Source organism: Streptomyces sp. NBC_01428, from assembly GCF_036231965.1.
Lineage (GTDB): Bacteria > Actinomycetota > Actinomycetes > Streptomycetales > Streptomycetaceae > Streptomyces.
The window spans coordinates 2,163,609-2,181,109 of record NZ_CP109499.1 but is presented as its reverse complement, the minus strand read 5'-3'; the positions used below and the strand labels follow the sequence as shown (position 1 = coordinate 2,181,109).

Sequence of the window (17,501 nt, the reverse complement as noted above, 5' to 3'; positions counted from 1 at the left end):
CGCACCCTCGTACCCCCGTACGGCCACAGCGCCGCACCCCCCCCGCGGCGTCCGGGAACGAGCGTGCGAGGGAGGGAGCCGGGGTGCAGGCCGGGGAAGGCAGATGTCGGATTCCCGCCAGCCCGACCCTCCCGGGTGACGGATGCTTGAGGCATGCAGAACGGGATGCACACCGAAACGGAGCGCTGTCTGCGTGCCGTCCAGTCGAAGGACGCGCGCTTCGACGGATGGTTCTTCACCGCCGTCACCACCACCAGGATCTACTGCCGGCCCAGCTGCCCGGTCGTGCCGCCGAAGCCGCAGAACATGACGTTCTTCCCCAGCGCGGCCGCCTGCCAGCAGGCCGGGTTCCGCGCCTGCAAGCGATGCCGCCCGGACACCAGCCCCGGCTCGCCCGAGTGGAACCACCGCGCCGACCTCGTGGCCCGCGCGATGCGGCTGATCGGCGACGGGATCGTCGACCGCGAAGGCGTACCCGGCCTCGCCACCCGCCTCGGCTACAGCACCCGGCAGATCGAGCGGCAACTGCTCGCCGAACTGGGCGCGGGCCCCCTCTCCCTCGCCCGGGCACAGCGCGCCCAGACCGCCCGGCTGCTCATCGAGACGACGCCGCTGCCGATGGCCGAGATCGCCTTCGCCGCGGGCTTCTCCTCGATCCGCACCTTCAACGACACGGTGCGCGAGGTCTTCGCCCTGTCGCCGACCGAGCTGCGGGCCCGCCTGCCCAGGAAAGGGGCCGCAGCCGCCGCGGGAGTCACGCACACCCCGGGCGTCCTGAACCTCCGGCTGCCGTTCCGCGCCCCGCTCCATCCGGACAACCTCTTCGGACACCTCGCCGCCACCGCCGTACCCGGCGTGGAGGAGTGGCGCGACGGCGCCTACCGGCGGACCCTGCGACTGCCCTACGGACACGGGATCGTCGGCCTCACTCCCACGCCGGACCACATCGCGTGCCGGCTCAGCCTCAGCGACCTGCGCGACCTGCCCGTCGCGATCAGCCGCTGCCGCCGCCTGCTCGACCTGGACGCCGACCCGGTCGCCGTCGACGACCAACTGCGCGGGGACCCGCTGCTCGCGCCCCTGGTCGACAAGGCGCCCGGCCGCCGGGTGCCGCGCACGGTCGACGAGGCCGAGTTCGCCGTACGGGCCGTGCTGGGGCAGCAGGTCTCCACGGCCGCCGCCCGGACGCACGCGGCCCGGCTGGTCGTCGCGCACGGCGACCCGGTCGACGACCCGGAGGGCGGCCTCACCCACCTCTTCCCCACGCCGGCGGCGCTCGCCGCGCTCGACCCCGCATCGCTCGCGATGCCCCGGACCCGCCGCACCACCTTCACCACCTTGGTGGCCGAACTCGCCGAGGGGAGACTGCACTTGGGGATGGAGAGCGACTGGACGGAGGCCAGGGCGCGGCTGCTGGAGCTGCCCGGGTTCGGCCCCTGGACCGTCGACGTGATCGCGATGCGTGCCCTCGGCGACCCGGACGCCTTCCTCCCCACCGACCTCGGCATCCGGTACGCGGCCAAGGAACTGGGCCTCCCGTCCACGCCCGCGGCCCTCACCGCCCGGGCCGCGGCCTGGCGCCCCTGGCGGGCCTACGCGGTCCAGTACCTGTGGGCCACGGCCAGTCACCCGATCAACTTCCTCCCCGCGTGAGCGAGCCCCCGCCCACCACGCGGTACGCGCCACACCGACCACCACGCAGCAAGGACCCCCAGTGAAACAGCACATGGTCATCGACAGCCCCTACGGGCCCCTCACCCTCGTCGCCGACGACGGTGTCCTGTGCGGCCTCTACATGGTCGGCCAGCGCCACCGCCCCCAGGAGGAGACCTTCGGCGAGCGCGACGACACCCTCTTCGACGAGGTGACGGAGCAGCTCGACGCCTACTTCGCGGGCGAGTTGAAGGAGTTCACCGTCGAACTGCGGCTGGCGGGAACGCCGTTCCAGCGCAGCGTGTGGGACCGGTTGCGGCAGATCCCCTACGGCGAGACCCGCTCGTACGGCGAACTCGCCGAAGCCCTCGGCAACCTGGGCGCCTCCCGCGCGGTCGGCCTCGCCAACGGGAAGAACCCCGTCGGCATCATCGTGCCCTGCCACCGCGTCGTCGGCGCGAGCGGCGGCCTCACGGGCTACGGCGGCGGCCTGGACCGCAAGCAGCGCCTGCTGGACTTCGAGAGCGGAGCGGCCCTCTTCTGACCGCCCCGCCCAGCGCCCCTAGCCGCCTTCGGAACCGAGCGCGCCCAGCAGCGCGGGCAGCGCGCTGCCGATCGGCTCCCGTACGACCTCGTCGGCGATCTCGTCGTACGGGGTGGCCTCGGCGTTGACGACGACGAGGCGGGCCCCGTGGTCGGCGGCCACGCCCGCGAGCCCGGCGGCGGGATGGACCTGGAGACTGCTGCCGACGGCGATGAACACCTGGCAGGCCTTGGCGATCGCTGCCGCCTGACCGAGAACGACCGGGTCGAGCCGTTCACCGAACAGCACGGTCGCCGGCTTGAGGATCCCGCCGCAGGCCAGGCAGCCGGGATCGTCCTCACCGGCGTCGACACGGGCGAGGGCGTCCTCCATGGGCGTCCGGTCGTGACACGCGGTGCACACCACGGCCCGCGCGGTGCCGTGCAGTTCGAGGACCTTGCGGGCGGGCATCCCGGCGAGCTGGTGCAGCCCGTCGACGTTCTGCGTGATCACCCGCACGGGCACACCGGACCTCTCCAGCTCCGCCACCGCCCGGTGCGCGCCGTTCGGCTCCGCGCCGAGGGCCCCGCTGTCCCGCCGCATCCGCCAGGCCCGCCGCCTGATCTCCGGATCGCCCATGTAGTACTCGTAGGTGACGAGCTTCTCGGCCTCCGGGTCCTGCCGCCACAGCCCGTTCGGGCCGCGGTAGTCGGGGATGCCGGAGTCGGTGGAGATGCCTGCGCCACTGAGGACGGCGACGAGGGGCCTGGTCATGTCGTCGAGGGTAGGGCGACGGGGGCGGGGCGGCGACCGGATATCTTCGCGCGGGTCAGAGGCCGGAGGCCAGAGACCAAAAGGTCAGAGGGGCAGAACGTCGGCGGGGCGGTGGCTCAGCGGGCCCGCAGGTCGAGGGCGCGGTCCAGGGACTCGTCCAGGGTCGTCGCCGCCATGATGAGCGACAGGTGGGTGAAGGCCTGCGGGACGTTGCCGAGCTGTTCGCCGCTCGGGCCGATCTCCTCCGCGAACAGGCCGACATGGTTGGCGTACGTCTGCATCTTCTCGAAGGTGTAGCGGGCCTGGGGGAGGCGTCCCGCCCGGGCGAGGGCGTCGACGTACAGGAACGTGCAGAGGCTGAACGTCCCCTCGGATCCCCGCAGCCCGTCGGGCGAGGCCTCGGGGTCGTAGCGGTAGACCAGGCTGTCGGAGACGAGGACGCGTTCCATGGCGTCGAGGGTGGACAGCCAGCCGGGGCTGCGCGGCGAGATGAAGCCGACGCGGGGCGCCAGCAGCAGCGACGCGTCGAGCACATCGCCCTCGTAGTGCTGGACCAGCGCCTGTTCCTTCTCGCTCCAGCCGCGTTCCATGACCTGTTCGAGGATCGCGTCCCGGGCCCGCGTCCAGCGCTCGGTGTCGGCCGGCCTGCTGAACTCGGCCGCCAGCTTCAGGCCCCGGTCGAAGGCGGCCCAGCACATCACCCGGCTGTACGTGAAGTCCTTGCGTCCGCCGCGGGTCTCCCAGATGCCCTCGTCGGGCCGGTCCCAGGAGTCGGCGAGCCAGTCGAGCATGCCGGCCAGGCCCTTCCAGCCGTGATAGCCCGCCTGTTCACCCACGTCGCGGCCCTGCGCCAGGGCGTACAGGGCCTCGCCGTAGATGTCGAGCTGCAACTGGTCCGAGGCGGCGTTGCCCACGCGGACGGGGTACGAGCCTCGGTAGCCCTCGAAGTGCTCCAGGATCTCCTCCGTGAGGTCCGGGTCGCCGTCGACCCGGTACATGATCTGGAGGGGTTCGTCCTCGGATCCCTTGCGGGCCGCGAAGCGTTCGCCGAGCCAGCGCGTGAACTGCGTCGCCTCCTCCACGTATCCGAGGTCGAGGAGCGCGCGCACCGACAGGGAACCGTCCCGCACCCACGTGTAGCGGTAGTCCCAGTTGCGCTCCCCGCCGACCTGCTCGGGCAGCCCCATCGTGGCGGCGGCGACCGGGGCGCCGGTGGGCGCGTACGTGAGGAGCTTGAGGGTGATCGCGGAGCGGTGCACCATCTCCGTCCAGCGGCCCCGGTAGTTGGAGGTGCGCACCCACCGCTGCCAGAAGTCGACGTTGTTCCACAGGCCCTCGGTGATCGCGTCGACGTCGGGTGTCGGCGGGGCGTCGTCGTCCGCTCCGCACACCGTGAACACGGCACCCGCCGTCTCCCCGTTGCGCAGGGTGATACCGCCCCGCACGTCCTTCCCGTCGCGTTCGAACGGGATGCCGCCCTGGAGGTGGGCCGTCGTGCCCGGCGCCCGGAACGTGGCCCGGTCGGCGGTCAGTTCGAGTTCGTGGTCGGCCCGCGCGTAGTCGAACCGGGGCCGGCACTCCAGGGCGAAGTGCACGGTGCCGCGCACACACCGCACCACCCGCACGATGGTGTGGCGGTCGGTCGGTGTCCTGTCGGTGAGGACCGGCATGTGGTCGATGACCTCGCCCACGCCGTCCGGGGACATGAAGCGTGTCACCAGCAGGGCGGTGTCGGGGTAGTACAGCTGCTTCCAGGTCCCCTCGGGGTGCTCGGGCGCGAGCCGGAAGTAGCCGCCGCCGTCGTGGTCCAGGAGCGAGGCGAAGACGCTGGGGGAGTCGAAGCGCGGCGCCGCGAACCAGTTGATCACGCCCTGGGAGGACACCAGGGCCGCCGTCTGCAGGTCCCCGATGAGCCCGTGGTCGGCGATCGGCGGATAGCGTTCCATGCTGCTCTCCTCCTCAGGCCGCCTGAGCCTCGACCCGTCCCGAGCGGACGGCGTCGACGAGTGCCCGGTGATCCTTCTCGTTCTGGTCGGCGTAGCGCTCGGCGAACGTGGCCAGCGCGCGGTCGAAGACGTCACCGCCGCCCAGATACGCGGCGATCGCGATCCGGTCGCCCGAGCGCGCGTGGGCGCGCGCCAGCGTCGCGCCGCAGAGCTCGCCGAAGGCGCGCATGCCCGACGGCACCATGGCCTCGGGCTGCGCGATGCCCTTCCAGTCCCTCAACTGCCGCAGGTAGAAGTCCCGTCGGCGGCCGTCGATGCCGTCGGCCCGCTCCCAGCCGAGGAAGATGTCGCTGGTGGCCTGCATGAGGCGCTGCCCCGCGACGACCCGCTCGCCCTGCGTGCGGTACGCGCTGGCACCGGCGAACGGTGCGAGCACCGACTCGTCGGCCTCCTTGGCCTGGAGGAGCAGCGGGTCGCCGTCGTCCCGGCCGAGCAGCAGGATGATCCAGCAGCGGGTGCCCACACTGCCCACGCCGACCACCTTGCGGGCCACGTCGGCGATCCGGTACTGCTCCAGCAGGAACCGCCGGTCGGAGTTCAGACTGTGCCCGTAGCGCCCGAGCAGTCTGCGGAACTCCCGTTCCAGCGCGCTGCGTTCGACGTCGGGGAGCAGCTCGTCCAGCGGGGTGATGAGCGGCGGGTCCGAGGTGATGCGGGCCCTGCCGTCCACGATGTGGGTGAGCTTGCCGAAGGCGTGGGCGCTGTCCCGGGTCCGTGCCTTGGCGGCCGACTGCGACCAGCGGTCGCGGGCCCGCGCGCTCAGCTCCCCGGCGAAGTGGGTCTTCACCCACTCCTCGTCGAACTGCGTGTACCAGACGGGGAGGTTGCCCATCTCCGCGAAGCGGCGCATCCACTCGCGGTAGGAGCGCACGGTCGCCCGCACGATGGCGGCCCGCTCCTTGGTGCTGAAGCCGTTGGCCCGGCCCGCGATGACGAAGCTGGCGGACAGCCGCTTGACGTCCCACTCCCACGGTCCCGGCAGCGTCTCGTCGAAGTCGTTGATGTCGAACATCAGCCGGCGCTCCGGGGAGGCGAGCAGCCGGAAGTTCAACAGATGTGCGTCACCGCAGAGTTGGGCCCTGATGCCGGAGCGGGGGGTGTCGGCGAGGTCCGCGGCCATGATGGCGGCGGCCCCACGGTAGAAGCGGAACGGCGACTCGGTCATCCGGCCGTAGCGGATGGGGATCAGCTCGGACAGCCGGTTCGCCGACTGCCCCTCCACGACGTCGACCGGGTCGGTCCGCTTCGGGGAGGGCGTGAAGTCCGCGTGGCTGGAGCGGGGCACCGAGGCGCGGGCGGCCTTGCCGAGCGCGGCCCGTTCCTTCGGCGTGCGGTGCGGGGTCCGGCCGTCGGCCGGATGTTTGGGGGTCATACGGCCACCGTCCTGGCGTCGTGGTCCGGGCCCGCCGGTCGAAGCCGGTCGAAGAGGACACCCGGCCCCGTCATCACGGTATCGCCGGGCGATATGTCCGGCGAGTCGGGCAGGATGCCCCCTTCGGCCCCCCCTGCCGCCGCTGATTTGTGGAGCGGGACGGGGGAGCGGACGATGAAGACGTGTGCGGTGCCGCGACGGTGGGCCGTGCGAGGAGACGCGGGAGCGGCGATGGTCCTTGACCTGGTCCTCATCGGTCTGGCGATCGCCCTGAACCCGCTGCCGGTCACCGGGTTCGTGCTGGTGCTCTCGGCCCGCAACGGCATCTGGAACGGCCTCGCCTTCCTCCTCACGTGGCTCGCCACCTTCGTCGGCATCATCGCCGTCGTGCTGCTCATGACCGGCGGCAAGCCACCGGCCGCGAACTCCTCGCCGTCCACCGCCGCCCTGGCCGTCAAACTGGCCGTCGGCGTCGGCCTCCTCTGGTACGCGGAACGCACCCGCCGCCGGATCGGCACACGGCACAGGTCCTCCGGGTTCATGTCACGCGTCGAACGCATCTCCCCGTGGTCCGCGGCCGGTCTCGCGCTGCTCCTCCAGCCCTGGGGCATGGTCGCGGCCGGCGCCGCCACCGTCGTCGAGGCCGACCTCGCGCACTTCGCGTCGTACGCGGCACTCATGGGCTACTGCCTGCTGGCCTCGTCCAGCCTGCTGGCCATGGAGCTCTACGCGACGTTCGCCCCCCGCTCGGCCGCCGTGCGGCTCGGGAGACTGCGCACCTGGCTGGAGGGCCACCAGGAACAGGCCCTCGTGTCGCTGGTGCTGTTCCTGGGCCTGTGGCTGGTCGGCAAGAGCATCTACGGACTGACCGCGTGACGCGTACGCCGCCGGCCGCGTGCGCGGCACATCGCGAAAGTGCGTCGGCATCCGTCCGGTGCTGCAATGGAGAGGAATTGGGGACAGGGGGAATTCCGCGACCACCCAGGGATGAAGCCGTGAGCGAAGACGAATTCGTCGAGATGGGACCGATCGACTATGTGGTCATCGAGTTTCCCGGCAGCCGAATGACCGGCGAGGGATTTCCCCTCCTGGTCGACCTGGTGGACCGCGGACTCATCCGCATTCTCGACCTGCTGTTCGTGAAGAAGGACGAGGACGGATCCGTGGTCGGCCTGGAGATCGCCGACCTGACCGGCGACGGGGCACTCGACCTCGCCGTGTTCGAGGGCGCCTCCTCGGGCCTGCTGGGCGAGGACGACATCGCGGAGGCCGGCCAGGCGCTGGAGCCCGGCAACTCCGCCGGCATCCTCGTCTACGAGAACCTGTGGGCCGCGCCCTTCGCCACCGCCCTGCGCCGCGGCGGCGCCCAGATGGTCGCCTCCGGCCGCATCCCCGTACCGGCCGTCCTCGCCGCCCTCGACGAGACGGACGCCGGATAGGAGCCCGCCCGACAGGACCCGGCCCGACGGCAGCGACGACCTGGATACGGGAGTGGCCCCGCACCGAGGTGCGGGGCCACTCCCGTGTCAGGTCGAACCCCGGGTGACCGGGGTGTCGCGGTGGTCTACCGGGCGTGCGCCTCGCGGCCCGGGCCCACACACAGCGCCCAGATCACGAACGCGTCGATGGCGATCAGCACGATCGCCCATACCGGCTGGTACGGCAGCCACATGAAGTTGGCGATCATGGAGAGGCCGGCCAGGGCGACACCGACGATGCGGGCCCACAGCATGCCCCGGAACAGGGCGAGGCCCGCGATCACGACGAGGATGCCGAGGACGAGGTGGATCCAGCCCCAGCTCGTCAGATTGAAGCTGTACGTGTAGTTGCGGGTGGTGACGAAGACATCGTCCTTCGCGATGGCGGAGATGCCCTCGAAGATGGCCATCGCGCCACCGAAGATCATCATGACCCCGGCGAAGGCGGTCCAGCCGGACACCCACATTCCCGAACTGCCACCGGTGTCGCGCCGGTGCGTATCCGTCGTAGTCATCGCGAGCTCCTTGTGCGTAGACCTCACCATCGGCCGGTGACGGCCGGTGGCCCACGATTCAGCTTGCCACGGGAATGACGGACCGGCAGATCTCGGGAAAAGGGGGTGGCCGAACCCGGATCGAGGTGCGGAAGAAGCCCCGCGGTGCTGGAATGGAAAGGTCTGTCCGGAGCGGTCCGGCCCGGAACGCAGGGATTTCTTCCGGCCGTGCGCGTCGGGCGTCGGAATGCTCCGCGCACCGGAAGAACGGGCGCGCGGCCGCATTCCGTTCCGGCTCTTTCAACTGCTGTGTGCGTGAAAGGAAAACGCCGTGCCAGGTCTCCTTCGCGGGGTCGCCCGCACCGCCGTGGTGGCCGGTACGGCCACCGCCGTCTCCAACCGCGTGTCACGCCGTCAGGCGGGGCGCTGGGCCCAGCAGGAGGCGCCGGCCCAGGCTTACCAGGAGCCCGCACCGGCCGCCGCGCCCCCGCCCCCGCCGCCCGGCGCCGACATGACCAGCAAGATCGACCAGCTGAAGCAGCTGGGCGACCTCAAGAACCAGGGCGTCCTCACCGAGGCGGAGTTCGAGGAGCAGAAGCGCCGCATCCTCGGCTGAGCGGTTCCTCGGGCGTTCAGCCCACCCGGTGGCCGTTCTCCAGCTCCGCCGCCCCCGCGCTCTCCCGCTCCAGCACGTCCAGCGCCACGAGGACGCGCCGGCCCGAGGCGCCCGGCAGATACGCGGACAGCTCCGCGCGCGGCACCAGACGCCAGGACAGCAGCTCCTCCTCCTGCAGCCGGATCGCGTCGAAGTCGCCGTCGCCGAGGACGCCGCCGTCGTACAGGTAGGCCACCAGCGGCGGGCGGCCGGGTCCCCGCACCCAGTCGACCGCCAGGAGCCGGCCGAGCTCCACGTCGAGGCCGATCTCCTCGGCCGTCTCGCGGCGCGCTCCCTGGCGCGGACTCTCGCCGTCGTCCGACTCCACCGTGCCGCCCGGAAGACCCCAGCCCTCGCGGTAGTTCGGCTCGACGAGCAGGACGTTCCCTTCGGCGTCGCGGAAGAGAGCGGCGGCCGCGGCGAGCACCCGCGGCAGGCCGGCGATGTACGCGGCGAAGTCCGACGTGGTCATCCGGAAAGGGTAACGAGCCCGCCGCCCACAGCCCGGACGCGCCGCCCCGGGCACCCGCCGCACCCGCCTCGACCGGCCGCACACCCCTGCCCGGCCGTCACGGAGCGTCACGTTCCGCGGGCCCCCGGCGCGGGGCCGGGAGCGCGGCCGCGGACCGTCCCGCAGGTCGGGCGGGGCATGACGGCGAGGGCTTCCTGCGGTTAAGGTCGCAGCGGCGCGACTGCCTTGACGTGTGCAAGGCCCGAAAGCAAGGGGAATGCAAGGTGGCGGACGCTGCAGTGGATCGGACCCCCCGTGTGCTCATCGCCGCGGACAAGTTCAAGGGATCGCTGACGGCCGTACAGGTCGCGGAGCGTGTGACGGCCGGACTGCGCCGGGCCGTGCCGCGGATCGAGGTCGAGTCGCTGCCCGTGGCGGACGGCGGCGACGGCACCGTCGACGCGGCGGTCGCGGCCGGGTTCGAGCGCCGCGAGGTGCGGGTCGCCGGGCCGCTGGGCGACGAGGTGACCGCCGCGTACGCGCTGCGCGGGGACACCGCGGTGGTGGAGATGGCCGAGGCGAGCGGCTTGCAGCGGCTGCCCGAGGGCGTCTTCGCGCCCCTCACGGCCTCGACGTACGGCTCCGGTGAACTGCTGCGCGCCGCGCTCGACGCCGGTGCGCGCACCATCGTCTTCGGTGTCGGCGGCAGCGCGACCACGGACGGCGGCGCGGGCATGCTGGCCGCGCTCGGCGCGCGCTTCCTCGCCGCGGACGGTACGCCGGTGGCGCCCGGCGGCGCCGCGCTGCGTGACGTGGACACCGCGGACCTGTCCGGCCTGGACGAACGGCTCGCCTCCGTCGACCTCGTCCTCGCCAGCGACGTGGACAACCCGCTGACGGGGCCCAAGGGGGCGCCCGCCGTCTACGGCCCGCAGAAGGGCGCGAGCCCCGACGACGTGGCGACGCTGGACGCCGCGCTCGCGCACTTCGCCACGGTTCTGGAGAAGGCGATCGGGCCGAAGGCCGCCGAGTACGCCGCCGCGCCCGGCGCGGGTGCCGCGGGCGGCATCGGCTACGGCGCGCTCGTCCTCGGCGCCCGCTTCCGGGCCGGGATCGAGGTCATGCTCGACGTCCTCGGGTTCGCGCCCGCGCTGGAGCGGGCCACCCTGGTGATCACCGGCGAGGGGTCACTCGACGAGCAGACCCTGCACGGCAAGGCTCCCGCCGGGGTCGCGGCCGCCGCCCGCGCCGGGGGCAAGGACGTCGTCGCGGTCTGCGGCCGGCTCACCCTGCGGCCGGAGGCCCTCGGCACCGCCGGGATCCGGCGGGCCTACCCCCTCACCGAGGTCGAGCCCGACATCGCCAAGTGCATCGCCGACGCGGGCCCCATCCTGGAACGCGTCGCGGAGAACATCGGGCGCGACTTCCTGGCCTGACCGCACGGGGCGCACCGGCCACGACCCCCGGGGTCCCGGCCGGAGCGCCCCTCAGGCCCCACACCGCCCCGTACCGCCTGCGGCGGCCGTCCCCGGGCTCCCGGCGGACCGGGCGGCGCGCCCCCCGTACCCTCCTCCGGCGGAGGCGGCCCGGCCTCACCGCGCCGTCGCCGATCCCGTTCCCGCCAGGCGGTACGCGTCCAAGGCCAGGGTCATCTCGATCAGGTCGCGGGGGCGGGCCAGGGAGCGGGACGTCAGCTGCTCCAGGCGGCGCAGCCGGTTGAAGACGGTGTTCCGGTGGCAGTACAGGCGGGCCGCGGCCCGGCCCGCCGAGCCCTCGCAGGCCAGCCACATGTCCAGCGTCTCGATCAGCACGGCCCGGTCGCCGGGTTCGAGCTCCAGCAGCGCGCCGAACACGTCCGACACCAGCCGGCCCGCCAGTTCCGGCTGGCTCACCACCAGCGCCGTCGCCATCCGCTGGTCGAGGCGGACGACACCGGTCGCGTCCGGCAGGCAGGTGCGCAGCGCCAGCTCCGCCCAGCGCCGGGCCCGCCCCAGCTCGCCGAGCCCCGACACGACCGGGCTGATCCCGCCCGGACCCGAGCGCCGCCCGTCCAGCAGCCGGGCCACGGCGTCCAGGCCCTGCCCGGGGTCCAGCGCCACCACGCCGATCTCGCAGTCGGCCCGCATCCGCCAGATGAACCGCAGCCCCGCGCCGAGCATCGGCCGGGCACAGCCGTCCCGCCCCTCCCGGCCCTCCCGCGCGTCCCGTCCGTCCCGCGCGTCATGGCGCTCGGTGCGCAGGACGACGACGGCGTACGGGCCGTGCTCGGGAAGATCGAGCCCGGCGGCGGCCCGGGCCGCGAGCCCCGGCGCCTCCTGACCCTCCAGCAGCGCGTCGAGCAGGGCCTGCAACTGTTCGTCGGTGCGCCGCCGCAGTTCCCGTTCGGTCGCGAGGTAGGACTCCGAGGCGGTCGCGGCCTGCACGTCGACCGCCGACCACACCATCGTGGCGCAGCGCATGAGCACGGAGAGCCGCTCGGGCTCCCGGCTCGCCGCGCTCTCCATCAGCGCGTCCCACACCAGATAGCCCGCGGACCGGTAGGCGTGCACGAGGAGTTCGAGCGGCAGCCCCTGCTGGGCCCGCCGCCGGCCGGCCTCCTCGGCGTGCTCCAGATCGCGGCGCGGTGAGTCCCGCGGCGCGGAGATGGCCTGGATGCCGATGCGCATCGCGGTCTCCGCCTCCCGCCACTGCTGGTCGTGCGGCAGCACCTGTCCGTAGACGGGGGAGTACTCGGTGAGCTGCCTGATGTGCTCGTCGACGAGCTCGGGCAGCCGTTCCAGCAGAGCCACACACGACTCCGCGAGCAGCTTCCAGTCATGACCGGTTCGCGGTCTGCGCCCACCCATGGCCGGAGGATGCCACCCCGGCAGGGGCCCGCACAGGCCCCTGACACGCGGTGTTGTGCGCGTGCACAACGGGCGGGCACCACCGCTGGGCTGCCGCCGCGATTAGGGCGCGGGCCGTGGACGGGCCGGTGCGCCGGTGCTGAGGTGAGCGCCACACCGAGCGAGAACAAGGGAGGTGCCATGGGCGGTTCCGCCCTGCTCGTGCGGGAACTGTCGGTCGGATACGGCCCCGTACGCGCACTGCGCCACGTGTCGTTGGAGGTGCCGGAGGGGACCGTCGTGACGGTCCTCGGCGGCAACGGCGCGGGCAAGTCGACACTCCTGCGGGCGGTGTGCCGGACGCTCTCCTTCCACGGGGGAGCGGTGACCGGCGGCACGGTCACGCTGGGAGGACGACCGCTGGACCGGCTGGCGCCGGACCGGGTGGTCGCCGCCGGGGTGTCCCAGGTCCCGGAGGGACGACGGGTGTTCGCCCGGATGACGGTCGCGGACAACCTGCGCGCCGGGGCGCTCGGCGGCACCGGCGGCCGGGCCGACCGGGCGCGGGCCCTGCGGCGCGTGCACGACCTGTTCCCGGTGCTCGCCGACCGCGCCCAGCAACGGGCCGGGCTGCTGTCCGGAGGAGAACAGCAGATGCTCGCCGTGGGCCGGGCCCTGATGGGCGCCCCCAAGGTGCTGCTGCTCGACGAACCCTCGCTCGGGCTCGCCCCGCTGATGGCCGCGCGGATCGCCGACACCGTGCGGGAGATCAACGAACAGGGCACCTCCGTCCTGCTCGTCGAACAGAACGCCGCCCTCGCCCTGCGGCTCGCCACCACCGCCTACGTGCTGGAGGTCGGCGAGGTGACCCTGTCGGGGGCCGCGGACGAACTCGCCGCCTCCGACGAGGTGCGCCGCCGCTACCTCGGCGTCGTCGACGAGGACGCGGCGGCCGACGGGGCGACCGCACGCGACGGCCTTCCGTCCCTGTCCCGCTGGAAGGGGTGAACCGCCGTGCAGGAACGCGACGCAGCGGCACCGCACGACACCACGCAGACCACCGGCGCGGCGCGGACGGGGCAGCCGGCCGGGCCCGTACCGGACGCCCCGTCCGGCCCGCCGGGACACGGACCGGGCCCCGGCACCGGGGGAGCCACCAGCGCCCGGGACGGCGCCGACCCCGGCATCCCGGCCCTGGAGGTCAGGGACGTGACGGTCCGGTTCGCCGGGCTGACCGCACTCGACGCGGTCGGCTTCACCGTCCGCCCCGGCACCGTGCACGCCCTGATCGGACCGAACGGCGCGGGCAAGTCGACCTGCTTCAACGTGCTGTCCGGTGTCTGCCGGCCCGCCTCCGGCAGTGTCCGGCTCGGCGACCGCGAACTCACCGGGCTGCCCCCGCACCGCATCGCCGGTCTCGGCGTGGCCCGCATCTTCCAGAACCTCGCCCTGCCGCCGCACGCCACCGTCGAGGACTGCCTGCTGCTCGGGCGGCACCGGCTGACCCGCACCGGCTTCCTCGCCGCCGGGCTGCGGCTGCCCGCGGCGGCCCGTGAGGACCGGCGGCACCGCGAACGCGTCCGCGAGATCGCCGCGTTCGTCGGCATCGAAGGACAGCTCGACCGGCCCGCCGGCTCCCTCCCGTACGGGCAGCAGAAACTCGCCGAGCTGGCGCGCGCGCTGTGCATGGAGCCCCGCGTGCTGCTCCTCGACGAGCCCGTCGCCGGCATGACCGCCGACGAACGGCGCCGTACCGCGGCGGTCGTCGCGGGCGTCCGCGACAGCCTCGGCATCTCGATCGTCCTGGTGGAACACGACATGGGGGTGGTGATGCGGCTCGCGGACGCGGTGACCGTACTGGACTTCGGGCGCCGCATCGCCGACGGCGCCCCCGCAGACGTACAGAACGACCCGGCGGTGGTGCGGGCCTACCTGGGCGAGCGCGCCGAGCCAGAGGAGACCGCTTCATGAGCACCTTCGTCGAACTCCTGCTCAACGGCCTGTCCATGGGCTCCGTATACGCCCTCATCGCCCTCGGCTTCGTCGTCATCTTCCGGGCCACCGAGGTCGTGAACTTCGCGCACGCCTCGCTGCTCCTCGCGGGCGGCTACGTCACCGCGACCCTCCACGACGACATCGGCTTCTGGCCCGCCCTGCTCGCCGGGGTCGCGGGCGCGGCCCTGGTGGGGGCGGCCGTTGAGTTCCTCGTGATGCGCCGCTACCGGGGCACCGACCAGAGCGTCCTCGCCATCGTCACCATCGGCGTCGACATCCTGCTCACCACCGAACTGACCCGGCGCATCGGCACGGACGTCCTCGCGATGGGCGACCCCTGGGGCAACGCCGTCCTCACCGTCGGACCGGTCTCCCTCGCGCACACCCGGATCGCCGCGTTCGTCACCGCGGGCCTGCTCATCACGGTGTTCCTGCTCGCCTTCCGCTTCACCTCCTGGGGGGTGGCCATGCGGGCCGCCGCCGAGAGCCCGGAGACCGCGGCGCTGATGGGCGTGCGCCTCGGGCGGGTGTCGCTGGGCGCCTGGGCGGTCGCGGGCGCTCTGGCCGCCGTCGCCGCGCTCTTCCTGACCGTCTTCCCGACCCCCGGGCTGGAACGCGCCACCTCGCTCGCCGCGCTCAAGGCGTTCCCCGCGGCGATCCTCGGCGGCCTCGACTCGACGACCGGCGCGCTCGTCGGCGGCCTCCTCGTCGGGGTCACCGAGTCGCTCGCCACCGGCTACCAGAGCGACCTCACCTTCCTCGGGCGCGGCCTCGGCGACCTCGCGCCCTACCTGGTGATGGTCGCGATCCTGCTCATCCGGCCCGCCGGGCTGTTCGGTACGAAGGAGCTCGCCCGTGTCTGAGGTCCTCACCCGCGACGAGGCGAGCAGCGCGCCGCCGACCGCTCCACGCCGGGCCGTCCGGCGGCCCGGCACCCGCGCCGTGCTGGGGGCCGCGGGCGCCGTCCTGCTGCTCGCCCTGCCGTTCTACCTCGACCGGTTCTGGCTCCAGGCGGGACTGTTCGCGATGGCCGCGGCGATCGGCGCCATCGGCCTGAACCTCCTCACCGGGGCGACCGGCCAGCTCTCCATGGGCCACGCCTTCTTCCTCGCGGTCGGCGCCTACGGCTACTGCGTGTTCGCCGCCGACGGAGGCGGCGGCCTGACCGGCCTGGGCCTGCCGACCTGGCTGGCGGCCGTGCTCGCCGTGGCCGTCTCCGGGATCGCCGGAGGACTGTTCAGCCCGATCGCGGGCCGGCTGCGCGGCGCCTACCTCGGCATCGCCACGCTCGCCCTGATCTTCATCGGGCAGCACGTCCTGTTCAACGCGACGGATCTGACCGGCGGCTTCAACGGCCGCGACGTACCGCCGCTGAGCCTCTTCGGCCTCACCTTCGACGAGCGTGAGGTCGTCGTCGCGGCCGTGCCCTTCGGCTCGGCGGAGAAGCTCTGGTACGCGGGTCTCGTGCTGCTCCTCGGCTGCGGGCTGTTCGCCCGCGGGGTGCTGCGCGGCCGCCCGGGGCGGGCCATGAACGCGATCCGCGACCACCGGATCGCGGCCGGGGTGATCGGCGTGCCGGTCGCCCGCTACCGCGCCGCCGTGTTCGTCCTGTCCTCGATGTACGCGGGACTCGCGGGGGTGCTGCTCGCGCTCGTCTTCCAGCGGACGGTGCCCGACTACTTCGGGATCACGCTCTCGCTCGAATACCTCGCCATGATCGTCATCGGCGGGCTCGGTTCGGTCTCGGGGGCGGTGGTGGGAGCCGTCTTCGTCTCGCTGCTGCCCCAGCTGCTCACCCGCTACAGCGACGCGCTGCCCCTGGTCTCCGACCCGGGCACCGGCGGGGTCGCACCCGGTGAGGCAGCCCGGTACCTGTACGGCGCCGCCGTCGTGGCGGTGGTGCTCTTTCTGCCGGGCGGCCTGGTCAGGGTGGCCGCCCGGTTCCGCGTCCGGCCCCGTCCCGGGGCCACTGCAGGGGAGGAACGATGAGAACGACACATACGGCCAGGATGGCCGCCGGGGCGCTGGCCGCACTGCTCGTGCTGGCCGGCTGCAGCTCCAAGGCCAAGGACGACGACGGCGCCGGCAAGCCCGCCGCCGGCGGGGTGAAGACCGGCGACGGGATCTCCGGCAAGACGATCAACCTCGGCGTGCTCACCGACATGACCGGTGTGTACGCGACACTCGGCAAGAGCGTCACCCAGGCCCAGCAGCTGTACGTGAAGCAGGCCAACGCCGACGGCGGGGTCTGCGGGTACAAGCTGGCGCTGACCGTCCGGGACCACGGCTACGACCCGCAGAAGGCCGTCTCCGGCTACACGGAGCTGGCCCCGAAGGTGCTGGGCTTCACCCAGTTCATCGGCTCGCCCTTCGTGGCCGCCGTCAAACAGCGCATCGACGGGCAGGACAAGGCGCTCGTGCTGCCGCAGGCCTGGTCGGCGACGCTGCTGGGCAGCCCCTACATCCGGGTCATCGGCTCCACGTACGACATCGAGACGATCAACGCCATCGACTTCCTGATGAAGGAGAAGGGCCTCAAGAAGGGCGACAAGGTCGGGCACGTGTACTTCGAGGGGGACTACGGCGAGAACGCTCTGACCGGCTCCCGGTACATGGCGAAGAAGGCGGGTCTCAAGGTCGTCGAGCAGAAGATCAAGCCGACCGACAACGACATGACCGGGCAGGTCGTCGCCCTGAAGAAGGCCGGGGTCAAGGCCATCGTGATCAGCGCGGGCCCGCGCCAGGCGGCCTCGCTCGTCGGAGTCGCGGCGGCGAGCAGGTTCGGGGTCCCGATCATCGGGAACAACTCGGCGTACGCCCCGCAGCTCCTCGCCACCCCCGCCGCGCCCGCGCTGGAGGCGAACTACTACGTGGCCTCGCCGTCGCTGCCGATCGGGGCCGACACCCCGCAGGCGAAGAAGCTGGTCGCCGACTACAAGGCCGCCTACCCGAAGGACAGCCTGGACAACGGCGTGGTGGCCGGCTGGACCGCCGCCTCGGCGTTCGGTGAGGCCCTGAAGAAGGCCTGCGCCGCCAAGGACCTCACCCGTGAGGGCGTGGACAAGGCCCTGCTGACCATCGACGCGTTCGACCCGGGCTTCGGCGTCACCCAGAACTTCGGCGACCCGAAGGCCGCCTCCTCCAAGGAGAGCGTCATCCTGCGGCCCGACAAGAGCGCCGTGGGCGGCATGAAGGTCGTCCAGGAGGCCGAGGCCTCGTCCGCCGCCCAGGGATACACTCCTGGCGCCTCCTGACCCGTCCCGCTGACGCACAAG

General features: G+C 72.9%; 17 protein-coding genes. 11 read left to right on the top strand and 6 right to left on the bottom strand.

The annotated features are described in order from the left end of the window. Positions 1-165: 165 nt before the first annotated feature. A complete protein-coding gene (locus tag OG406_RS09530; RefSeq protein ID WP_267050041.1) occupies positions 166-1,653 on the top strand; it encodes a DNA-3-methyladenine glycosylase 2 family protein in 1,488 nt (495 codons plus the stop codon). 61 nt (positions 1,654-1,714) lie between these two features. Then, the gene (locus OG406_RS09525) at positions 1,715-2,197 is read left to right on the top strand and encodes a methylated-DNA--[protein]-cysteine S-methyltransferase (protein WP_164374351.1); all 483 of its coding nucleotides are present in this window, start codon (positions 1,715-1,717) and stop codon (positions 2,195-2,197) included. Between the two features lie 18 nt (positions 2,198-2,215). Here OG406_RS09525 and OG406_RS09520 read toward each other — a convergent pair whose 3' ends face one another. The 3 genes from OG406_RS09520 to OG406_RS09510 all read right to left on the bottom strand — a co-directional run bounded on the left by OG406_RS09520 (position 2,216) and on the right by OG406_RS09510 (position 6,328). Next, positions 2,216-2,950: an SIR2 family NAD-dependent protein deacylase gene (locus OG406_RS09520; RefSeq protein ID WP_329185263.1), complete on the bottom strand. Its 735-nt coding sequence runs from the start codon at positions 2,948-2,950 to the stop codon at positions 2,216-2,218. 116 nt (positions 2,951-3,066) lie between these two features. Further along, a complete protein-coding gene (locus tag OG406_RS09515; RefSeq protein ID WP_327408596.1) occupies positions 3,067-4,896 on the bottom strand; it encodes a glycoside hydrolase family 15 protein in 1,830 nt (609 codons plus the stop codon). A gap of 13 nt (positions 4,897-4,909) precedes the next feature. Further along, positions 4,910-6,328, bottom strand: coding sequence for a DUF2252 domain-containing protein (locus OG406_RS09510; RefSeq protein WP_267048912.1), 1,419 nt, complete (start codon positions 6,326-6,328; stop codon positions 4,910-4,912). 231 nt (positions 6,329-6,559) lie between these two features. Here OG406_RS09510 and OG406_RS09505 point away from each other — a divergent pair, with 231 nt between their 5' ends. Both OG406_RS09505 and OG406_RS09500 read left to right on the top strand, forming a co-directional pair. Beyond that, positions 6,560-7,204 carry a GAP family protein gene (locus tag OG406_RS09505; protein WP_329185261.1) on the top strand — a complete coding sequence of 215 codons (645 nt, stop codon included), beginning with the start codon at positions 6,560-6,562 and terminating at the stop codon, positions 7,202-7,204. Between the two features lie 143 nt (positions 7,205-7,347). Beyond that, positions 7,348-7,767, top strand: a complete 420-nt coding sequence (locus OG406_RS09500; protein WP_081221894.1) for a DUF6325 family protein — start codon at positions 7,348-7,350, stop codon at positions 7,765-7,767. 125 nt (positions 7,768-7,892) lie between these two features. Here OG406_RS09500 and OG406_RS09495 read toward each other — a convergent pair whose 3' ends face one another. Further along, complete coding sequence (locus OG406_RS09495; RefSeq protein WP_164374346.1) at positions 7,893-8,321, bottom strand: DUF7144 family membrane protein; 429 nt, start codon at positions 8,319-8,321, stop codon at positions 7,893-7,895. Positions 8,322-8,631: 310 nt separating this feature from the next. Between OG406_RS09495 and OG406_RS09490 the strand changes: the two genes are divergently transcribed. Continuing rightward, entirely contained in the window at positions 8,632-8,916 is a 285-nt protein-coding gene (locus tag OG406_RS09490) for an SHOCT domain-containing protein (protein ID WP_081220183.1), read from the top strand. A gap of 16 nt (positions 8,917-8,932) precedes the next feature. On the opposite strand, the gene OG406_RS09485 is transcribed toward OG406_RS09490, so the two are convergent. Beyond that, entirely contained in the window at positions 8,933-9,427 is a 495-nt protein-coding gene (locus tag OG406_RS09485) for an NUDIX domain-containing protein (RefSeq protein ID WP_267048913.1), read from the bottom strand. Between the two features lie 263 nt (positions 9,428-9,690). On the opposite strand from OG406_RS09485, the gene OG406_RS09480 reads away from it, so the two are divergent. Continuing rightward, entirely contained in the window at positions 9,691-10,842 is a 1,152-nt protein-coding gene (locus OG406_RS09480; protein WP_329185259.1) for a glycerate kinase, read from the top strand. A 156-nt stretch (positions 10,843-10,998) separates the two neighbouring features. Here the strand turns inward: OG406_RS09480 and OG406_RS09475 are convergent, their stop codons facing one another. Beyond that, a complete protein-coding gene (locus OG406_RS09475) occupies positions 10,999-12,252 on the bottom strand; it encodes a PucR family transcriptional regulator (RefSeq protein WP_164374342.1) in 1,254 nt (417 codons plus the stop codon). Positions 12,253-12,432: 180 nt separating this feature from the next. Here OG406_RS09475 and OG406_RS09470 point away from each other — a divergent pair, with 180 nt between their 5' ends. From OG406_RS09470 to OG406_RS09450, 5 genes are all read left to right on the top strand, one after another. Then, the gene (locus tag OG406_RS09470) at positions 12,433-13,239 is read left to right on the top strand and encodes an ABC transporter ATP-binding protein (protein WP_164374353.1); all 807 of its coding nucleotides are present in this window, start codon (positions 12,433-12,435) and stop codon (positions 13,237-13,239) included. A 177-nt stretch (positions 13,240-13,416) separates the two neighbouring features. Beyond that, on the top strand, positions 13,417-14,202 hold the full coding sequence (locus OG406_RS09465) for an ABC transporter ATP-binding protein (protein ID WP_164374352.1): 786 nt from the start codon (positions 13,417-13,419) through the stop codon (positions 14,200-14,202). Next, positions 14,199-15,089 (top strand): branched-chain amino acid ABC transporter permease, encoded by an 891-nt coding sequence (locus OG406_RS09460; protein ID WP_266617422.1) that lies wholly within the window; start codon positions 14,199-14,201, stop codon positions 15,087-15,089. Before OG406_RS09465 ends, OG406_RS09460 begins: the two co-directional genes overlap by 4 nt. Further along, on the top strand, positions 15,082-16,215 hold the full coding sequence (locus OG406_RS09455) for a branched-chain amino acid ABC transporter permease (protein WP_164374340.1): 1,134 nt from the start codon (positions 15,082-15,084) through the stop codon (positions 16,213-16,215). Before OG406_RS09460 ends, OG406_RS09455 begins: the two co-directional genes overlap by 8 nt. Next, a complete protein-coding gene (locus tag OG406_RS09450; RefSeq protein ID WP_164374339.1) occupies positions 16,212-17,480 on the top strand; it encodes an ABC transporter substrate-binding protein in 1,269 nt (422 codons plus the stop codon). The genes OG406_RS09455 and OG406_RS09450 overlap by 4 nt, the downstream gene beginning before the upstream one ends. The last annotated feature ends 21 nt before the right edge of the window (positions 17,481-17,501 follow it).

Excerpts from the sequence above, each read along its gene's own strand:
- OG406_RS09530 (WP_267050041.1), top strand. The coding sequence starts at position 166 with ATGCACACCGAAACGGAGCGCTGTCTGCGTGCCGTCCAGTCGAAGGAC.
- OG406_RS09520 (WP_329185263.1), bottom strand. The coding sequence starts at position 2,950 with ATGACCAGGCCCCTCGTCGCCGTCCTCAGTGGCGCAGGCATCTCCACC.
- OG406_RS09515 (WP_327408596.1), bottom strand. The coding sequence starts at position 4,896 with ATGGAACGCTATCCGCCGATCGCCGACCACGGGCTCATCGGGGACCTG.
- OG406_RS09510 (WP_267048912.1), bottom strand. The coding sequence starts at position 6,328 with ATGACCCCCAAACATCCGGCCGACGGCCGGACCCCGCACCGCACGCCG.
- OG406_RS09505 (WP_329185261.1), top strand. The coding sequence starts at position 6,560 with ATGGTCCTTGACCTGGTCCTCATCGGTCTGGCGATCGCCCTGAACCCG.
- OG406_RS09500 (WP_081221894.1), top strand. The coding sequence starts at position 7,348 with ATGGGACCGATCGACTATGTGGTCATCGAGTTTCCCGGCAGCCGAATG.
- OG406_RS09495 (WP_164374346.1), bottom strand. The coding sequence starts at position 8,321 with ATGACTACGACGGATACGCACCGGCGCGACACCGGTGGCAGTTCGGGA.
- OG406_RS09485 (WP_267048913.1), bottom strand. The coding sequence starts at position 9,427 with ATGACCACGTCGGACTTCGCCGCGTACATCGCCGGCCTGCCGCGGGTG.
- OG406_RS09475 (WP_164374342.1), bottom strand. The coding sequence starts at position 12,252 with ATGGGTGGGCGCAGACCGCGAACCGGTCATGACTGGAAGCTGCTCGCG.
- OG406_RS09470 (WP_164374353.1), top strand. The coding sequence starts at position 12,433 with ATGGGCGGTTCCGCCCTGCTCGTGCGGGAACTGTCGGTCGGATACGGC.
- OG406_RS09460 (WP_266617422.1), top strand. The coding sequence starts at position 14,199 with ATGAGCACCTTCGTCGAACTCCTGCTCAACGGCCTGTCCATGGGCTCC.
- OG406_RS09450 (WP_164374339.1), top strand. The coding sequence starts at position 16,212 with ATGAGAACGACACATACGGCCAGGATGGCCGCCGGGGCGCTGGCCGCA.